Source organism: Acinetobacter sp. ANC 4973 (assembly GCF_002135275.1).
Lineage (GTDB): Bacteria > Pseudomonadota > Gammaproteobacteria > Pseudomonadales > Moraxellaceae > Acinetobacter > Acinetobacter kyonggiensis.
In genome coordinates this window covers 59767-77934 of record NZ_NEGM01000009.1, presented here as the reverse complement: position 1 = coordinate 77934, position 18168 = coordinate 59767, and the positions used below count along the sequence as shown (strand labels likewise).

Here is an 18168-nt window from a genome sequence, read left to right as displayed (position 1 = left end):
TACAATTATTCACGTTCCAAAGCGAAGGTCGCTGTTGGATCAATTAATCTCTGCCATAGCTTGCAAACCACCTCTCGGGTATCGAACCAATCCGCAGCATTCACTTGCATCGATTGATTGGCAAGGGCTAAACGGTGGCTCTCAGCGCGTTCACTTAAATAGGCTTGAATCAATGCTGTCGCGTCGTCACTGGATAAGCAACCGGCGTTTGCGGCATCCTCAAGGATTCTTACATTGTCGGAATAATGGGCGAGATCAGAATTCGCCCCACTCCATGCGAGTACCGCATACTGTGCCATAAATTCAATATCAACGATACCACCTGCATCCTGTTTTAAATGAAAAATTCCATCTTTTTGCTGTTCTTTTGACGAGCCTAAATGGTCTTTCATTTTCTGACGCATTTTGAGCACTTCTTCACGAACTTTGGCTTCATCACGCGGCTGAATCAAGATACGACAACGCAATGCTTCAAATTTATCGCGCAAACTTTGCTCACCCGCAATCGAACGTGCGCGAACCAAAGCCTGATGTTCCCATAACCATGCATTCTTTAATTGATATTGCTCAAAGGCTTTTAAACTGGTGACCAAAAGCCCTGCTTCACCTGATGGACGTAGACGAGTGTCAATTTCATAAACACGCCCATCCAAAGTCTGCGTGGTCATAAGTGACATAAATTTCTGTGCTACGCGTATCGCAAATTCAAAACCACTGATTTTTTTCTGGCCATCTGTATCGCTCTGTTCATCCATATAGTGAATAAACACCAAATCTAAATCTGAGCCATACCCCATCTCGATGCCTCCAAGCTTGCCATAACCTGCTACCGTAAATGCGGTATGATCGGTTGAACAACGCTGCCCTTCTGCATCAAGTGGAAAGCCATGTTTTTTCGCGGTAATTTGATAAGCTAAATTTAGAGTTGCATTGACCGAAACTTCTGCAATATCGGTTAATGCATCAGAGACTTTCATTAAAGGACTTTCAGCCAATACATCACTGGCGGCAACAGCCAAGACATTGGATTTTTTAAACAGTCGTAATACACGAAGTTGATCTTCGACTTGATCAATCTCAATACGCAATAATTGTTGGCGTAATGAGTCTTCTAGATCTTGGCGTTTTGGCAACTCAAAATCCATCGATAAAAACTCATCCAACAACACCGGATAATGGGTCAATTCTTCACAAATCCACGGACTGACCGTTGCCATTTTTACCAGTCGTTGCAATGCACCTTTACTTTCAATCAGCATCACCAAATACACAGTACGGCGCAGCACCGACTCAACCAAAGGCATCAGACGTAAAAGTGCCGTTTGTGGTTTATTCGACTGTAAAATTGCTTCAATCAAATGCGGCCAAAAGGTTTTTAAACGTTGCACTGCTTTCGCGGGTAATTTCTTTAAGGCATGACCATACCAGAACTCATGCACCAAATTTTTTGCACCATCATCCAGTACCGCTTCAAGTTGTTTTTCTAATTGGCTAAAGCTTTCAATTAAAGGATCAGGTTCTTTTTCTTTAATCAGATGTTCAAACTGATGAATGACTTTGGCTCGTTTAGCATTCAGCGTTTCAAGGAATGCGTCCCAATCGCTAAAAGCTAAAGTATCCACAATACGTTGACGTAATTCAGGCTCAGTCGGTAAGGATTGGGTTTGTTGATCATTCAATGCTTGAATGGCATGCTCTACACGGCGTAGAAAAAGGTAAGCATCTTCCAGTTCAATGACCGCTTGTGTATCCAAAAGCCCAACTTCACCCAAATGATGCAGACTGACCAAACACTGACGATCTTGTAACTCCAATTTAGAGCCACCGTAAATCAGCTGAAAAACCTGCACAATAAATTCAACTTCACGAATCCCACCTGCGCCAAGCTTGATGTCATCTTCAATATTACGACGCAGCACTTCACGCTCAATCATGGCTTTCATTTCGCGCATGGCTTCAAAAGCGCTGTAATCAACATACTTTCTAAACACGAAGGGTCGGGTCATATCCAGCAGTTCTTCACCCATTTTACCGCCCGTTACAATACGTGCCTTAATCCATGCATAACGCTCCCACTCACGTCCATGCTGGCTTAAATATTTTTCTAATGCGACATGGCTAATCGCAAGCGCCGAGCCATCTCCCCACGGGCGTAAACGCATATCGACACGAAAAACAAAACCATCTGCGCTAATATGATCCAGCAGATAAATGAGTTTCTGTCCCCAAAGAATACAAAATTGCTGTACATCAATACATTTTCGACCATTGGTTTCACCCTGTTCATCAAAGGCAAAAATAAGATCAATATCACTGGAAAGATTTAGTTCTTGTGCGCCAAGTTTCCCCATCGCCACAACAATCAAATCCTGTACTTTGCCATTATAACCAACAGGCTCACCATGCTTCGCCACCAGCGGAATTCGGGCAAAGTCTTTTGCTGCACAAATTGCTGCATCAGCAAAATCTGACAGCTCACGTGTTAAGGTCACCACATCAGTCAGTTGATTGGCATCCTGCCAAATCCAACGAAACATGAGACGTGCGCGAAGAATACGAAGTTCTCGCATCCATGTCGCTTCATCAGTAAGGTGGTCTAAAGATGTTTGCACAACATGCTGAATTTGTTGTGTCGTTAAAGGGTTTATAAATTGGTCAATTGCATAATCTTGTTCTAAAAATGTACTGTGATTGCCCAATACCAGTTCTGCATATTGGCTCGCACGTAATGTCTTCTGCAATTGTTCCGCATTCATTTCTAAACCTTCAGCCTCGTTTTTTTCTAGTTATATCAGCTGAAAAGAAATAGGGGAAAAGAAATTTAAGCTTCTGTTGTTTTTTATTCAGTGATCGCCTGTTTAATACTATCTAACGGTAAAGCTTGATGCGTATTCACAGCGATGGGTAAAGAAACTTTAAAGATCGTTCCCTCGCCTTCTTTTGACTGTACCGAGATTTCACCTTGATTCAAATCCACAAAACGTTGACATAACACCAAACCTAAACCCATGCCTTTCTCACCCGCTGTTCCCTTAAAACTGACCGTTAAGCGCGGTTGAAACAATTCATCAATCTGGCTTTGCGTCATGCCGAGTCCAGTATCTTCAATATAAATATCAATACTGTATTTTGATTTTTCGGCAGACATGATGACTTTACCCGTGCCATCCACATAGGTAAATTTCAGTGCATTAGAAACCAGATTTTGTAAAACTGAGGTCACCATATTAATATCGGCATAGACTTTTAAATCATCGGGTATTTGATCAATCAATTGGATATTTTTTTTAATCGCCAAGGTATTTAAGACATCAAAAACAATTTTTGAAGATTGTTTTAAATTGAAATTGATGGGATGGTAAATAAAACGTCCACCCTCAGCCATGGCCCAATTTAATAAACTTTCTAACAGATTATAGGTCGATTGCGAGGTATCTAATAAATAATCGGCAATACTTTGAATGTTTGCATCATCCAGCGTAGCTCGCTCTTGCGCCAAAACTTCAGAGAAGCCAATTAAGCCATGAAATGGTGCACGCAAATCATGCGCAATAATTTGAAAAAACTTGGTTTTACTCGAGTTTAAAGCGCACTGTTGTTCATATAATTCTTTTAGCTCTGCATAATCTGAATGCAATTCAATAATATTAATCAAACTCATGGCCAGTTCATGCACAAGTTCTAAATTTTTCTCATTAAATTCTTCACACTGTTCATCAAATAAAATAACGTGCCCAATAGACTCTGTTTTATTTATTTTTAAATCAAAAGCCACAATTCGCTTATGTGCAACACCTAAATCATGCACATATTGAGAAAAAGCAGCATAATTTTTATGCTTGACGCTCAGAATCGTCTCGCCTTCAAAAAATGCAGCTAAATTGGCTTCTTTTTTTGAGTGAAAGGCTTTAAACCATTTGGGTGAAGCATACCAAATATAGGGTTCATTATGAAAACCAAGAATGCCACAATCGGTTTGTAAAATGCCACGGGCAAATTTCAAAAAACCTTCGACACGATTATCTGGAGTAAAAACACCAAGCAATAATGATATTTTACAAGCACTGAGCTGCTCTGTTGCTGAGCCTATTTCAAGTAACTGCATTTTCATCTCTGCCTCGTAAATTTTTTTACCCTCTATAGTTAAAAAACAACTACGCCCTATCCATTCTATTAACAAACTTTTACATAGAACACAATAAAAAAAAGGCACAAACAGACCAAAAGTGACAATTTCCGACAGACTATTTTTTATGGTCGCTAATTTGACCTTAAACGCTAGAATTTAATCAATTTTTTAAGCATAAAAAAACCCCAAGCTTTTCGTACCGGCTTGGGGTTTTTTTGAATCTGGTCCCGAGGGTCGGACTCGAACCGACACATCATCTCTGATAGTGGATTTTGAATCCACCGCGTCTACCAATTTCACCACCTCGGGAAAGGGGCTTACAAGCATATGAGCTTGTGGTCGCTATATTACTATTAAACTTAGAATTGTCAATTATCTAATCCAGTCAATTGCTCAATTTTAAAGCAAAAGCAAAAACTTTGGCTTAAAAAACATCAGATATCATCTCGTTCACCCTTTTCGGGACTATAATGCAGACGTTTTTCTTATTGTTATACATTAAAGATGCAACTTTCCGACTTTAACTTTGATCTCCCTGACGAGCTAATTGCTCGCTACCCTTTAGATACCCGCAGTGCTTCACGCCTTTTGCATTTAGATCAGCAAGGGCAATATCACGACTGCCATTTTACTGACATTTTTGATTTACTCGATGCTGGTGACTTACTCATTTTAAATGACACCAAAGTGATGAAAGCACGGCTAAAAGGAAAACGTGCAACCGGTGGTGCTGTTGAAGTTTTAGTAGAACGCATGCAGGATAAATTTATTGCACATTGCCACATTAAAGCCAGTAATTCACCTAAGGCGGGTGCTGAACTTTTTATTGGTGATGATGAAGTAAAAGTCACGGTGCAAGGTCGCCATGAAAATCTATTTATTGTTGAATTTTCACAACCAATTTTAGATGTGCTCGATCAATATGGTGCTTTACCCATTCCACCATATTTTAACCGCGAAGCTGAAGCCATTGATACCGAGCGTTATCAAACGGTCTTTAATGATCCGACTAAACTGGCAAGCGTTGCAGCACCAACAGCGAGTTTACACTTTGACCAAGACTTATTGGAAAAGTTAACCGCCAAAGGCATTCAAAAAAGCTTTGTGACGCTGCATGTGGGCGCAGGGACATTCTTACCAGTACGCACGACAGACATCCAGAACCATATTATGCATAGCGAATGGTGTGATGTTCCTGAACAGACTGTTGAACTGATTCGTCAAACCAAAGCACGTGGCAATAAAGTGATTACTGTGGGCACCACGGCAACACGTGCCATTGAAAGTGCCGCACAAGCCCATGGTGGCACATTGGCTGCATGGACGGGTGATACACAAATTTTCATCTATCCGGGTTATGATTTTAAAGTGGTTGATCGGTTAATTACCAACTTCCATCTACCTGAATCTACGCTATTAATGCTCGTTTCGGCCTTATCGAATCGTGATAATATTTTAAATGCCTATCATCATGCTGTCGAAGCAAAATACCGCTTTTTTAGTTATGGTGATGCCATGCTCGTTGATAAAATTAAACCTTAATCTTTGCTGAAAAAAGAAGAACTTCATGCCGCTCGATAGCGTTCAACATTCGATTCATATTCGACGTAAAAAAAATGAACGTGTTTTTCAAAATATCGCGCGGCTACAGGATCTTGGACGTAAGGCACAAAGCCATCAGGACATTTTAGATGGTCTACATCCGTGGAATGCACCGATTGTACTTAAGTTTGAAAATGTCTTGCCGCTACTGTTAGCCGCAGTAGGGCTATTTTTTGTCCTTCTCATTTTTACCAATCCCACCAATATCTGGATGCAACTGGGCCTAATCAGTGGCCTACTGATGATTTTTTGGGCCTATATCAGTTATGAAGACAAACAACCCATTGATGACGTGATTGAATTCCTAGAACAACAAAGCATTAATAAAAAATACCAGTTGGCTTTACATCAGCAACCACAACATATCTCGGTTCCATTACAGCCTGTTTTATTGATTGCGCATTTAAAACGCCTATTTCCCGTGTTTAATCAAGGTACGATTTCCAATGATCTGCCCTACTATGCCAGTACCATCTGGGAAGATGAAGATGGTCAACAACATCAAGTGATGGTTTTTCAATATCACTATGTCAATGAAATGCTTATGCGTGATAAAAATGGTGATGAGGTCAGAGTCAAAGAAATTCATAAAGACTTATGGGGCGTGTTTGTTTTTGATGTAGAAACGCAAGGGCTTGCCATCACCACAGCAAATAAAGATTTTTATTATCCTTATAGCTTCCCTTGGCATACCAGCGACATACAAACCAATCAAAAGCTCAATATTTTTGGTAGCGATGAAATGCAAACAGCAAAGCTACTGTCACCTGCATTTGTATTGAGATTGGCAGATTTTTTTGCCCAGCGTCAGGGCGATTTAATGTTCCATCCAAGCAGTCATACGTTATGCTTTTTAGGGCCAGCGAATTTATTTAAAATATCGACACAAGCAAAAAATATTCAAGATATTTCTGCATTACGTGGACACTTACGTACTTTTAAATTACCTTATCTAGAAAGCTTACAGCGTGATTTAACACATTTTTTAAAATAGAAATTATTCATATTTTGGGGACTTATCAATGGGGTTGTTGATTTTTTTACTCTTAATCATCGCTGCAATTGTCGCATGTGTCATGATTCGAAATAATATTGTTCGCCATCACAACGCCTCCATTCGAGCTTGGTCAGATGTTGCCAGTTATGAACGGCAGAAAATTAAAATTTTAGATGCTCTACAACCACTTGTTGAGCAATATTCAAATTTTGAACAAGGCACTTTAGAAAAAGTCACCGAACTGCGTCAAAATATTTTAAATTTAAATGTGAACAATACTGATGTTTCACAATTACAACGCATTGAAAGTTTAAATAAAGAGCTGATGCATAGTTTAAATGTGGTGGTTGAAAACTATCCTGAACTGAAAGCCAATGAAATTTATCTTAAAATGATGAATGAAATTGAAGAACAAAATGAAAATGTCGGTGCTGCCATTACCATCTTTAACCGTAATGTCGAATTATTTAACAACCACATTCAAATTTTCCCGAATAACATTGTCAACACCATGACCCTCGGTAAAAAAGCCATTCGCCCCTTTCGTGATCAAGCGGCAACGCAAAATTTTGACTACCGACCGAATTTTTAACCTCTCCAGACGTTTTGCATCCTTTGCCATGAAAGATGCAAGACGCTCTATTTAAAAATATATTATTACGCTTCAACCTTCACCCGCATTAAAAAATCAAAGCCAGCAACACATTAAAAAAATAATATACCCCCAGTTAAATACCTCATTCACACCAAGCACTTACCAACTTTGCTGGTTTTGGCTTTATTATTCCAGCGACCTTTAATCAAGAAAGTATTGAGTTAAAACTCGACAACACTGGTGTTTATCTGCGTAATCTAGGAAAATAGTCGACTTTTAGCGGCGAACTGTTTATTCGCTCTTGCACTGCACGCAGTGCTTTGCTCTTGTTCAGGATATTTTATGAAGTTTGAAAAATTAGGTCAGTCGGGTCGTGCCCGTCGTGGTCGTTTAACGCTTGAACATGGAGTGATTGAAACGCCCGTGTTTATGCCTGTTGGTACTTACGGCACGGTTAAAGGCATGTTGCCACGTGATATTGAAGACATTAAAGCTCAAATTATTTTAGGCAATACCTTCCATCTTTACCTTCGTCCAGGTTTAGATGTGATTCGTGAACATGGCGGTTTACACGAATTCATGAAATGGAATAAACCGATTTTGACCGATTCAGGCGGTTTCCAAGTATTCAGCTTGGGTGCAATGCGTAAAATTAAAGAAGATGGTGTAACTTTCCGCTCACCCATTGATGGTTCAAAAGTCTTTTTATCACCTGAAATTTCAATGGATATTCAACATACCTTGAATTCAGATATCGTGATGATCTTTGATGAATGCACACCTTATCCAGCGACACATGAAGAAGCACAAAAATCATTACAGCTTTCACTGCGTTGGGCAAAACGCTGTAAAACCCAACACCATGATGTACTGAAAAATCGAAATGCGCTGTTTGGTATTATTCAAGGTGGCATGTACGAAGACCTACGCAACGAATCACTGAATGGCTTAAAAGAAATTGACTTTGATGGCTTTGCCATTGGTGGTCTTTCAGTGGGTGAACCGAAAGAAGAAATGATCAAAGTTTTGGATTATCTTCCTGCACAAATGCCTGAAGACAAACCACGCTACTTGATGGGTGTCGGCAAGCCAGAAGACATCGTTGAAGCCATTCGTCGTGGTGTCGATATGTTTGACTGCGTGATGCCAACCCGTAATGCACGTAACGGTCATTATTTTGTGACCGACGGTTTGGTTCGTATTCGTAATGCCAAATATCGTCATGACCAAAGTCCACTCGATTCAGAGTGCGATTGTTATACCTGTCAAAATTTCACCCGTGCTTACTTATTCCACTTGGAAAAATGCGGTGAAATGCTTGGTTCGATGCTCGGCACCATTCATAACCTACGTTATTACCAAAGATTTACACAAGACATTCGTGATGCGTTAGATAATGGTACTTTTGATGCCTATGTCCACGATTTTTATGCACGTCGTGGTCTAGAAGTTCCACCTTGTCCTGAAGATTAATCTATCAGTGTTTGCGCTGAAGAAAAAGACAGGGTAAATTGCTGAACAAGTTAATTTATTATCATATTGTTGATATACAGTTTTTTATTTTAGGAAAATGAAATGAGCCTTTTTATTTCTACTGCTCACGCAGCGGGTGAAGCTGCAAGCCAACCAAGTTTGGTGACTAACCTTTTGATGATTGCGGTATTTGTCGCAATTTTCTATTTCCTTATTTGGCGTCCTCAAGCAAAACGCGCTAAAGAACACCGCACTTTAGTTGAAAGCCTTGGTGTGGGTAGTGAAATTGTTTTTGCTGGCGGCCTTATGGGTAAAATCCTGAAAATTGAAGGTGATTTTGTCGTGGTTGAATTAAGCCGTGGCGTAGAAATAAAAGTTCAACGTGCCAGTGTGATTTCAGTTCTTCCTGAAGGCACATTAAATAATCTCTAATCAAAAAGAGTCGTGCCCTAGCACGACTTTTTCATTTTAAGAAGAAAATAAATGCGTTACCCAGCATGGAAATATCTGCTGATCATCATTGTTCTGGTGATTAGTACATTATATGCCCTGCCTAGTTTGTATCCAGATGAACCTGCTGTTCAAATTTCGGGTGCCAAAGCTGGTACTCAGATTGACCAAAGCATCGTACAAAAAGCAGAGCAGTTATTAGAAAGTGAAAAAATTCCAAGCCATGACAACAGCTTTAGTAATAATGCTGCCCTTTTACGTCTTGATTCTTCTGAAGCGCAATTAAAAGCCAAAGAAGTATTACGTCGTGGTCTTGGTGAAAATTATGTTGTTGCTTTAAACCTTGCACCAACCACGCCTGAATGGCTCCAAAAAATTGGTGCAAAACCAATGAAATTGGGTCTAGATTTACGTGGTGGTGTTCACTTCTTACTTGAAGTGGATATGGATAAAGCCATCAGTCAGCGTCTGGAAACCTCCGCAACTGATTTACGTCGTCAACTGCGTGATAACAAACTGAAATTCAATAGTCTTGCTTTGAATAACAACACGATTACCATACAGTTTGCAAATAACAGTGACCGTGATGCGGTGATGGATTTCTTACGTCGTAATGGCAATGAGTTCAATCAACAAGCCGTTGCATCAGAGTCAGGTTCAACTCTACGTTTGAGCTATACCGATGTACGTAAGCAAGAAATTCAGTCTTATGCGGTAAATCAAAACTTAACCACGTTACGTAATCGTATTAATGAGTTAGGTGTAGCAGAAGCATTGGTGCAAACCCAAGGTAGCAACCGTATTGTGGTTGAATTACCGGGTGTTCAAGATACTGCTGAAGCAAAGCGTGTTTTAGGTCGTACTGCAAATCTTGAATTCCGTTTAGTGTCTGATTTGAATGACCAATACATTGACCCTTATACAGGCAAGTCAAATGGTCAAGCAGTCCCACCAGGCACGGAACTGTTTGCTTATGAATCGCTAGATAGCGGTCGCCAATTACTGTTAAACCGTAACCGTATTTTAACCGGTGAACGTGTACAAAACGCATCAAGTGGCTTTAGCCAAGATACTGGTGGCGCTGAAGTAAATATTACTTTAGACAGTGCTGGTGGTAAGTTGATGGCTGATGCGACACGTAGTGCGGTTGGTAAACGCATGGCGGTATTGTTCATTGAGAACAAACAAAGAATCAGCTATGTACCCGATCCAGTCACAGGTGCACAAACTGAAGTCCGTACCCCTTATACAGAATCTGTGGTCATTAATGCTGCAACCATTCAAGCGGTATTGGGCTCACAATTCCGTATTACTGGTCTAGATTCACCACAAGAAGCGGCTGAACTTGCGCTCATGCTTCGTGCTGGCGCACTGGCTGCACCAATGTACTTCGTTGAAGAACGTGTGGTTGGCCCAAGTCTTGGTCAGGAAAATATTGATAAAGGCGTATTGTCTACTCAGATCGGTTTCTTACTGGTTGCGCTTTGGATGGTCGCATTCTTCCGTGTATTCGGTTTAATTGCTAACTTTGCCCTTGTGGTTAACCTTGCAATGCTGTTGACGGTTATGTCGTGGATTGGGGCTTCACTTACCCTTCCTGGTATTGCAGGTATCGTGATCACCATTGGTATGGCAGTCGATGCTAACGTCCTGATCTGTGAACGAATACGAGAAGAAATAAAATGGGGGGCTTCGCCCAAACAGGCGATTGTTGCCGGTTATGATCGAGCCTATAACACTATTTTCGACTCGAACTTAACCACGTTCCTCGTTGCGTTCATTCTCTTTGCCATTGGTACGGGACCGATCAAAGGTTTTGCCGTAACACTGATGATTGGTATTATTTGCTCAATGTTTACTGCAATTACAGTAACCCGTGCAATTGTACAACTCATTTATGGCAAAAAACGTAACTTGAAGAAGTTGAGCATATAAGGAGATCGATGATGACTGACATGACTCAACCTGATTCAAAAAAATACGGTCGCCCAGATGACGAACGTGTCATTCCGTTTATGAAAATTGCGTTTCCAGCAGCAATTATTTCCATCATTCTAACCATTGGCAGTCTTTTCTTTATTGTGACCAAAGGTTTGAACTTGGGGCTGGATTTTACTGGTGGTGTTTCTGCCGAGTTAAATTATGCGCAACCTGCCAATCAGACTGAAGTGGTTAAAGCTTTAGACCAAGCAGGCTTTCATGATGCTGTGGTACAAACGCTCGGTAGTAATAAAGACCTGATTGTACGTATGCCTGTTCAAGACGTTGAAGTTGAAGATTTGACCAACGCCATTACCAAAGCAGCCCAATTACCAAACAATCCTGCTGAAGTACATAAAGTAGATTCTGTTGGTGGTCAGGTCGGTAATGAGTTATATATTCGCTCAGCGGGTGCTGTTGCACTTGCGCTTCTTCTCATGCTGGTTTATGTCACCATCCGTTTTGAGTTCAAACTCGCGATGGGTGCTGTGATTTCCCTGTTCCACGATATCATTGTCACCGTTGGTATTTTTGCCATGATGCAATGGCCGTTTGACTTAACCGTACTTGCCGCTGTTCTGGCATTAATCGGCTTTTCGTTAAATGACAATATTGTGGTTTCGGATCGTATTCGTGAAAATTTCCGTAAAATTCGCGGTGCGACGCCTTTGGAAATCGTCAATATTGCATTGACTGAAACCTTACGCCGTACCATCCACACTTCTATGACACTGTTGCTTGTGGTACTTGCCATGTTGTTTATGGGGGGTGATGGTCTGAAATGGTTCTCTGTGACCATGTGTATTGGTATTTTTGTCGGAACATATTCTTCAATTTATATCGGTACTGCATTCGCTTTATGGCGTGGTCTGAACCGTCAAGACTTCATTGTTCAGGTTAAACCTGAATTTGAAGAAGAAGAAATTCCGCAATAATAGCGTTGCATTAAGCTAAAAAAAGCCCATCACTTGATGGGCTTTTTTTATTGTGCTCATCAATGCTTATTCAGCTGCAACGGCTCAATTTTATTGCTTAGATTTAGAACTTAACCAGATCACCTTTTAAAGCCACACTTGCCACAGCCGTGCCCTTAAAGCACTGATAGGTAGTGCTGCTTTTACTTTCATTCGATTTAAAGTAACTGACAATATTGGTGACCGCATTTGCACCTTTCGCTTTTGCCGTGTTTTGCAACTGAATCAGTGCTGAACGTAAAACGTGATCACACGCAGTTTCTGCCGACTTAGCAAAACCGTTGGTTTTTTTATTGGTCACCGCGCCTTTTTGCAAAACTTTACCGCCAGACTTGGTGCCTGCTAAATAAAATTTGACCGAACCATCCAAAGTCCCATCGGCAACAGCACGTTCAACGGCACTTTTAAAATCCAAATTATGTGCAGTATCAGCAGCCTGTGCAGCAACCACCGCACCCAAAGACAATACAGCTGTTAGTACTATTTTTTTCATGAACATGAGTTTACCCTCTCGTTGTTGTTAAACCCGTTTAAAAATCAGGGAGGTATTAATTCCTCCAAAAGCAAAATTGTTGCTCATAATCATATTGGCATTCATGTTTCTAGATTGCTTGACGATGTAATCTAACTCGCCACATAAAGCATCTATTTCTTCTAGGTTTAAGGTGGCAATAAACTGGCTACGCAGCATCATTTCAATGCTCAGCCAAGCTTCAATCGCACCACAAGCGCCTAAAGTATGGCCAAAATAACTTTTCAGTGAACTAATCGGTTTGTTACCCAAAACGCTTGCCGTTGCCTGACTTTCGGCAATATCCCCTTGATCGGTGGATGTGCCATGTGCATTGACATAGTCAATTTGATTTGCCGAAATTTGCGCATCAGACAATGCCAATTCCATACAGCGTCCCATCATTTCCGAATCTGGGCGGGTGACATGCTGACCATCACTATTGCTGCCATAACCAATAATTTCAGCATAAATTTTGGCACCCCGTGCTTTGGCATGTTCATATTCTTCTAGAATTAAACAGCCTGCCCCTTCACCAATGACCAAACCATCACGCTTCGCATCGAATGGTCGTGGTGTTTTTTCGGGTTGTTCATTTTGACTGCTGGTTGCCAACAAAACATCAAACACAGCCGAACCTGCTGCACTCAGTTCTTCTGCACCACCAGCCAACATCACAGTTTGCTTGCCATATTTAATTGCTTCATAGGCTTGACCAATCGCCATTGAACCTGATGTACAGGCACTAGACGTTGGTAAAGTTAAACCTTTTAAGCCAAAATATACCGTCATATTCACGGCGCTGGTATGTGACATCATGCGAATATAAGTAGTGGCATTGAGTTTATTCATATTGTTATCGTGCAACATGCTGCCAAACTCACGAATGGCGTCGACACTTCCGGCGGATGAGCCGAATGCCACGCCTGTTTGCCCACTGCTTAATATCGGATCATTCAACAATGCTGCATCTTCTAAAGCTTTTTCAGCACAGACCGTCGACATTAAAGCCACACGTCCCATACCACGTGTCACTTTACGATTAAAATGTTTGGGAACAGTATAAGACGCTACAGGCCCTGCCAACTTACTGCGTAAATCGGTGAACTGCTCCCATTCCGGCATGTAGCGAATACCGCTGTTGCCCTGCTCAAACTGAGCAAAAATTTGATCCGCAGTTTCACCCAAAGAGGTGATCCCTGCCATGCCTGTGACAACAACACGTTTCATCACATCAAACCTCCATTGACCGAAATCACCTGACGGGTGATATAACTGGCGTCATCACTGCATAAAAACTTCACTACTTTGGCGACTTCATCGACTTGCCCCATTCGTTGCAAGGGAATCATTTTCAAGGCATGTTGTTTGACTTCTTCGGTCACCATTTCGGTTTCGATTAAACCGGGTGCAACACAGTTGACGGTAATTTTTCGCTTCGCCAACTCGAGTGCTAAAGCTTTGGTCGCCCCAATTAAGCCTGCCTTTGCAGCACTGTAATTGACCTGCCCCCGATTGCCCATCAAACCCGAAACAGAAGATAAGGTGACAATACGCCCGCCTTGTTTCAAACGAATCATCGGCATCACCAATGGTTTTAACACATTGTAAAAGCCATCCAGTGAAGTCGAAATCACTTCATCCCAATCATCATCTGTTAGAGCTGGAAATGCGGCATCACGGGTCAGTCCTGCATTGAGCACCACCCCATAAAATGCACCATGTTCGGCAACATCTTGCTCAAGCAATTGCATAACGTTTTCACGATCATTGACATCAAACATTAAGACATGACTTTCCTGTCCTAAAGCCTGAATGGCGTGTACCACTTGCTCTGCTTCTTGTTGTCTTGAACGAGCATGTACGGTGACATCAAAACCTGACTGTGCCAATTGCAAGGCAATCGCTTGACCAATGCCACGGCTTGAGCCTGTGACTAAAATTCTTCTACTCACGCTAAATTCCTAATATTTTCTTTAATTTCTGCGGGTTCAAATACACTCAACATGGCACAAATACGATGTTCTCGGTACTCAATTTCACAGTTAAACTGCCCTAATCCCTCATGCAAATAGCTTTGTTCTGCTTTAATACGCACGCTTTCACCCAAGGCAAAATAAGGCACGGGCAACTGCATTTTACGCGTGCCCAATAAAAAACCAATTTTTGGCGGCAGACCTAACATCTGCCCTTTATGCCCTGCATAAGCACTGATGGTTTGCGCCATCAATTCAATGCTGCTCCACGTTGGCAAACCGTGTACATCACAAAACATTAAGTCAGGTTGAATCAATAATTCTGCAATCGCAAAATTTTCATTTGCTTCAATTAAATGATCAACAAAAACCATCGGTTTTTTATGTGGAATAAACTGTACGGCATCCATCATTTCAGCTGCGTTCCAAAAATCAAACTGATATTACTTCCGCCAAAAGCGAAAGAATTACTCATCACATAGCTTATTGGCTGTAGCAACTCTGCATTCAGCACATAGTTCTGCTCATCCAATTCTGCATCAATACAACCCGATTGGTGCAGGGGTAACCATGACTGATCGAGCAAAACTTGCTGACAAATCACTGCTTCAATGGCACCCGCAGCGCCTAAACAATGCCCTGTTTTGTGTTTGGTACTGCTCAGCGGCACAGCATGCTGCTGAAATACCGTCTGAACGGCTTTAATTTCCATGGCATCATTTTGCGGTGTCGCTGTACCATGCATATTTAAGTAGCCGATATCTTGTGCAGTCAGCCCCGCCATATCTAAGGCTTTTTGCATGGCCTCGGCAGCACCTTTTCCTTCTGGATGTGGTGCTGAAATATGCCATGCATCCATCGACTCGCCCGCTGCCATTAACATTACGGGTGCTGCTTCTTTGGATAATAAAAATAAACCCGCAGCCTCACCAATATTAATGCCATCGCGCTGTGTTCCACAGGGCTGACAAAGACCCTGAGACAAACTTTCTAAGCTACTAAAGCCATTTAGTGTCAACTGACATAAGGTATCCACTCCACCGACCAAAACGGCATCGGCTAAATCGGCATTAATCAAACGCTGTCCTGCTGCCATTGCTTTGGCACCAGAAGAACAGGCGGTAGAAATGGTATATGCAGGCCCTTCCCAGCCCAAATACTGCTGTAAGGCTTGGGCTAAGCTACCCATTTCCTGTTTGCCGTGCGCGACTTCAACATCACTCTGATTGAGAAAGTAGGACTTAAGAACTTTTTCATTATCGGCAATTCCTGAGGTCGATGTACCCAGAATAATCGCTAAACGTTGAGGCTCAAATTGTGCGGTATAGTCGCGTATTTCAGCTTCAATTGAAGTTAAAGCGGTTAAAGCAAAACGTAAATTGCGTGAATCGACAGCTTGTAAAAAGTCAGGAACGTTTTCAATTAAAGGCTGTTGATAGGCACCGACCCAGACCTGTTTTTCGGGAATAAAGCCTGAACTTAAACTTAACGTATTTTGCTGTGTCGCCAATGCCAGTTTTATCTGTTCAGGCGTATGACCTAAGGCAGATAAACCCACACTAAACTGAATGCCTACCGCAGGATGTTGTGTACTAATTTGCTCACTCATCATCATCCTCCTTTATTCTGTTGTTTCTAAACGATCATGCAGAGTGCTGATGACCATTTGATAAGGCACTTGCAGATTATCTAACTCAATCACAGCATCTTGATGCAGGATATTTAAAACATGCTGTTGATTGATAAAAATAGACTGCGTCTGAGCCGCATTTTCAACCTGAACAGTTTTAACCTGAACGTTGTGCTGCTGTAATTGGGCAAAATTCGGATAAGTAGCATATAAAATATCGCGTACCACAAATTCAAAAGGTAATAATTTCATTTGCTCAATGCGTTGCTCAACCTGTACTTTTCGACCATCGAAACTGAGCTTAAATAACTGCTGTCCCGTCAGAGTCAAAGCCAACATGTCCAGTTTTTGCCCTTGTTGTTGCTGATACAATAAAAAGCTAAAACTATGCTTATTCCATTGCACTTCGAGCTGATCCTGACGCTGATACTGTTGTGCATGCCATGTTGTGGTGGCCAAACCCTGTGCTTGGGGCAGCAGAGATTGACACCCCCCACAGCACAGTAGTACAGCAAGTAACAACCCCGTCCATTGCAGTTTGGGTTGCATATTAAGCACCATGAGTGATGGCTTCACTAGACTGTGGCTCACGGCAATATTCAGCCAAGGTACTTAAGCGTTTTTTGGCATTTTTATGGATAGGATTCGTGGTATCCCATGCATAACCTGCCAACAAGGATGACACCATGCGGCGAATTTTTTCATCTTGCTGAGTCGAAAACACCACATCCTGAAACTCACCTGAATACCATGATTCCACATAAGCGCGGAACACTTGAATCCCTGCACGCAGCGGTTTCTCATATTGTTCCATCCAATCCACCGTTTGCCCTTGTAGCACTTGATCAACCAGAGGAATGGCTAAGCTTGAAGATTTTAAAGCAATGGTGACCCCTGAGGAAAATACAGGATCTAAGAATTCACCCGCATTGCCCAATAAGGCATAATTACGATCCGCCAAATGTTTAACATTGGCAGAATAGCCCACCAAAGTTCGTACAGGGGTATCAAATTTAGCGTTGCGCAGTACATGCGACAAACTTTCATCATCGGCTAAAATACGTTTCAGCAATGCAGCTAAATCCATATCCTGCTGTGCATCAAAACCATAGTGTTCAAAGAAATCGTGTTCTGCCACCACACCAAAAGAGCAACGACCGTCAGCAAAAGGAATCAGCCAATACCAAGCACGCTGATCTTTGGCGTGTACTGTAATCAGGATTTTTTCCCGATCAAATTCAGCATCATCCAAAATTCCATCTTCAATATGAGTAAATACGGCACGACGAACGGGAAAATCGGATGGGCTTTCCAAATCTAAAAACTTCGGCAAAATCCGGCCAAAACCGCTGGCATCGAGTAAAAACTTGGCTTGAATCTGGTAAACCTGTGCTTGCTCATCTTTCACGGTCAAAATCGGCTGATTCGAGTCCACATCGACATCAATCACTTCATGACCAAAGCGAATTTCTGTACCATATTGTTCAGCTTGCTGCGCCAGTAAATGGTCAAAATGGGCACGGCGAACTTGCCAAGTCGTGCCTGGGCCATCACTAAACTTTTCGGTGAAGTCATAAAAACTGCGCTGCTTGCCCCTTAAAAAAGCGGCGCCATTTTTAAATTGAAAGGCAAACTCACCCACATGTTGACGTACGGCATCAAGTAAACCTGCCTCTTCTAAAAAAACCATGGCTTGCGGTAATAAAGACTCGCCAATCGAAAAGCGTGGAAAATATTGTTTTTCAATTATCGTGACCTGATGGCCTTTTTGACGCAGCAATGCTGCCGCAGAACTCCCCGATGGTCCTGCACCGATAATCAATACATCTGTATGTTGCATGGTGCTCATTG

At 41.7% G+C, this 18168-nt stretch carries 16 protein-coding genes and 1 tRNA gene; 7 read left to right on the top strand and 10 right to left on the bottom strand.

Features of this window, described 5'->3' with window-relative positions:
* Window positions 1–5: 5 nt before the first annotated feature.
* From glnE to B9T30_RS12070, 3 genes are all read right to left on the bottom strand, one after another.
* Window positions 6–2756 carry a bifunctional [glutamate--ammonia ligase]-adenylyl-L-tyrosine phosphorylase/[glutamate--ammonia-ligase] adenylyltransferase gene (gene glnE / locus B9T30_RS12080; protein ID WP_086185208.1) on the bottom strand — a complete coding sequence of 917 codons (2751 nt, stop codon included), beginning with the start codon at window positions 2754–2756 and terminating at the stop codon, window positions 6–8.
* A gap of 83 nt (window positions 2757–2839) precedes the next feature.
* The gene (locus tag B9T30_RS12075) at window positions 2840–4111 is read right to left on the bottom strand and encodes a sensor histidine kinase (protein ID WP_086185207.1); all 1272 of its coding nucleotides are present in this window, start codon (window positions 4109–4111) and stop codon (window positions 2840–2842) included.
* 240 nt (window positions 4112–4351) lie between these two features.
* Window positions 4352–4438, bottom strand: a tRNA-Leu gene (locus tag B9T30_RS12070).
* A 195-nt stretch (window positions 4439–4633) separates the two neighbouring features.
* Between B9T30_RS12070 and queA the strand changes: the two genes are divergently transcribed.
* From queA to secF, 7 genes are all read left to right on the top strand, one after another.
* Window positions 4634–5671, top strand: a complete 1038-nt coding sequence (queA, locus tag B9T30_RS12065; protein WP_086185206.1) for a tRNA preQ1(34) S-adenosylmethionine ribosyltransferase-isomerase QueA — start codon at window positions 4634–4636, stop codon at window positions 5669–5671.
* 25 nt (window positions 5672–5696) lie between these two features.
* The gene (locus B9T30_RS12060) at window positions 5697–6725 is read left to right on the top strand and encodes a hypothetical protein (RefSeq protein WP_086185205.1); all 1029 of its coding nucleotides are present in this window, start codon (window positions 5697–5699) and stop codon (window positions 6723–6725) included.
* 28 nt (window positions 6726–6753) lie between these two features.
* Window positions 6754–7320: a LemA family protein gene (locus tag B9T30_RS12055; protein WP_086185204.1), complete on the top strand. Its 567-nt coding sequence runs from the start codon at window positions 6754–6756 to the stop codon at window positions 7318–7320.
* 345 nt (window positions 7321–7665) lie between these two features.
* A complete protein-coding gene (gene tgt, locus B9T30_RS12050) occupies window positions 7666–8796 on the top strand; it encodes a tRNA guanosine(34) transglycosylase Tgt (RefSeq protein WP_086185203.1) in 1131 nt (376 codons plus the stop codon).
* Between the two features lie 102 nt (window positions 8797–8898).
* Window positions 8899–9228 carry a preprotein translocase subunit YajC gene (gene yajC / locus B9T30_RS12045; RefSeq protein ID WP_004650211.1) on the top strand — a complete coding sequence of 110 codons (330 nt, stop codon included), beginning with the start codon at window positions 8899–8901 and terminating at the stop codon, window positions 9226–9228.
* A 51-nt stretch (window positions 9229–9279) separates the two neighbouring features.
* Window positions 9280–11181: a protein translocase subunit SecD gene (gene secD, locus B9T30_RS12040; protein ID WP_086185202.1), complete on the top strand. Its 1902-nt coding sequence runs from the start codon at window positions 9280–9282 to the stop codon at window positions 11179–11181.
* Between the two features lie 8 nt (window positions 11182–11189).
* The gene (gene secF / locus B9T30_RS12035; protein WP_086185201.1) at window positions 11190–12161 is read left to right on the top strand and encodes a protein translocase subunit SecF; all 972 of its coding nucleotides are present in this window, start codon (window positions 11190–11192) and stop codon (window positions 12159–12161) included.
* Window positions 12162–12264: 103 nt separating this feature from the next.
* Here secF and B9T30_RS12030 read toward each other — a convergent pair whose 3' ends face one another.
* Genes B9T30_RS12030 through B9T30_RS12000 form a run of 7 tightly spaced genes read right to left on the bottom strand, consistent with a single transcriptional unit; the run spans window position 12265 to window position 18166 of the window.
* Entirely contained in the window at window positions 12265–12699 is a 435-nt protein-coding gene (locus B9T30_RS12030; RefSeq protein ID WP_086185200.1) for an excinuclease, read from the bottom strand.
* A gap of 21 nt (window positions 12700–12720) precedes the next feature.
* Complete coding sequence (locus B9T30_RS12025) at window positions 12721–13941, bottom strand: beta-ketoacyl-ACP synthase (protein ID WP_086185199.1); 1221 nt, start codon at window positions 13939–13941, stop codon at window positions 12721–12723.
* The gene (locus tag B9T30_RS12020; RefSeq protein ID WP_086185198.1) at window positions 13941–14666 is read right to left on the bottom strand and encodes a 3-ketoacyl-ACP reductase FabG2; all 726 of its coding nucleotides are present in this window, start codon (window positions 14664–14666) and stop codon (window positions 13941–13943) included. The genes B9T30_RS12025 and B9T30_RS12020 overlap by 1 nt, the downstream gene beginning before the upstream one ends.
* Window positions 14663–15100, bottom strand: coding sequence for a 3-hydroxylacyl-ACP dehydratase (locus B9T30_RS12015; RefSeq protein WP_086185197.1), 438 nt, complete (start codon window positions 15098–15100; stop codon window positions 14663–14665). The genes B9T30_RS12020 and B9T30_RS12015 overlap by 4 nt, the downstream gene beginning before the upstream one ends.
* Complete coding sequence (locus tag B9T30_RS12010; RefSeq protein ID WP_086185196.1) at window positions 15097–16296, bottom strand: beta-ketoacyl-[acyl-carrier-protein] synthase family protein; 1200 nt, start codon at window positions 16294–16296, stop codon at window positions 15097–15099. Before B9T30_RS12010 ends, B9T30_RS12015 begins: the two co-directional genes overlap by 4 nt.
* Window positions 16297–16308: 12 nt before the next feature.
* Entirely contained in the window at window positions 16309–16866 is a 558-nt protein-coding gene (locus tag B9T30_RS12005; RefSeq protein ID WP_171264167.1) for a DUF3261 domain-containing protein, read from the bottom strand.
* 1 nt (window position 16867) lies between these two features.
* Window positions 16868–18166, bottom strand: a complete 1299-nt coding sequence (locus B9T30_RS12000) for an NAD(P)/FAD-dependent oxidoreductase (protein WP_086185194.1) — start codon at window positions 18164–18166, stop codon at window positions 16868–16870.
* Window positions 18167–18168: the final 2 nt, after the last annotated feature.

Coding starts and splice junctions, on each gene's coding strand:
- glnE (WP_086185208.1), bottom strand. CDS start 2,756: ATGAATGCGGAACAATTGCAGAAGACATTACGTGCGAGCCAATATGCA.
- B9T30_RS12075 (WP_086185207.1), bottom strand. CDS start 4,111: ATGAAAATGCAGTTACTTGAAATAGGCTCAGCAACAGAGCAGCTCAGT.
- queA (WP_086185206.1), top strand. CDS start 4,634: ATGCAACTTTCCGACTTTAACTTTGATCTCCCTGACGAGCTAATTGCT.
- B9T30_RS12060 (WP_086185205.1), top strand. CDS start 5,697: ATGCCGCTCGATAGCGTTCAACATTCGATTCATATTCGACGTAAAAAA.
- B9T30_RS12055 (WP_086185204.1), top strand. CDS start 6,754: ATGGGGTTGTTGATTTTTTTACTCTTAATCATCGCTGCAATTGTCGCA.
- tgt (WP_086185203.1), top strand. CDS start 7,666: ATGAAGTTTGAAAAATTAGGTCAGTCGGGTCGTGCCCGTCGTGGTCGT.
- yajC (WP_004650211.1), top strand. CDS start 8,899: ATGAGCCTTTTTATTTCTACTGCTCACGCAGCGGGTGAAGCTGCAAGC.
- secD (WP_086185202.1), top strand. CDS start 9,280: ATGCGTTACCCAGCATGGAAATATCTGCTGATCATCATTGTTCTGGTG.
- secF (WP_086185201.1), top strand. CDS start 11,190: ATGATGACTGACATGACTCAACCTGATTCAAAAAAATACGGTCGCCCA.
- B9T30_RS12030 (WP_086185200.1), bottom strand. CDS start 12,699: ATGTTCATGAAAAAAATAGTACTAACAGCTGTATTGTCTTTGGGTGCG.
- B9T30_RS12025 (WP_086185199.1), bottom strand. CDS start 13,941: ATGAAACGTGTTGTTGTCACAGGCATGGCAGGGATCACCTCTTTGGGT.
- B9T30_RS12015 (WP_086185197.1), bottom strand. CDS start 15,100: ATGATGGATGCCGTACAGTTTATTCCACATAAAAAACCGATGGTTTTT.
- B9T30_RS12010 (WP_086185196.1), bottom strand. CDS start 16,296: ATGAGTGAGCAAATTAGTACACAACATCCTGCGGTAGGCATTCAGTTT.
- B9T30_RS12005 (WP_171264167.1), bottom strand. CDS start 16,866: ATGCAACCCAAACTGCAATGGACGGGGTTGTTACTTGCTGTACTACTG.
- B9T30_RS12000 (WP_086185194.1), bottom strand. CDS start 18,166: ATGAGCACCATGCAACATACAGATGTATTGATTATCGGTGCAGGACCA.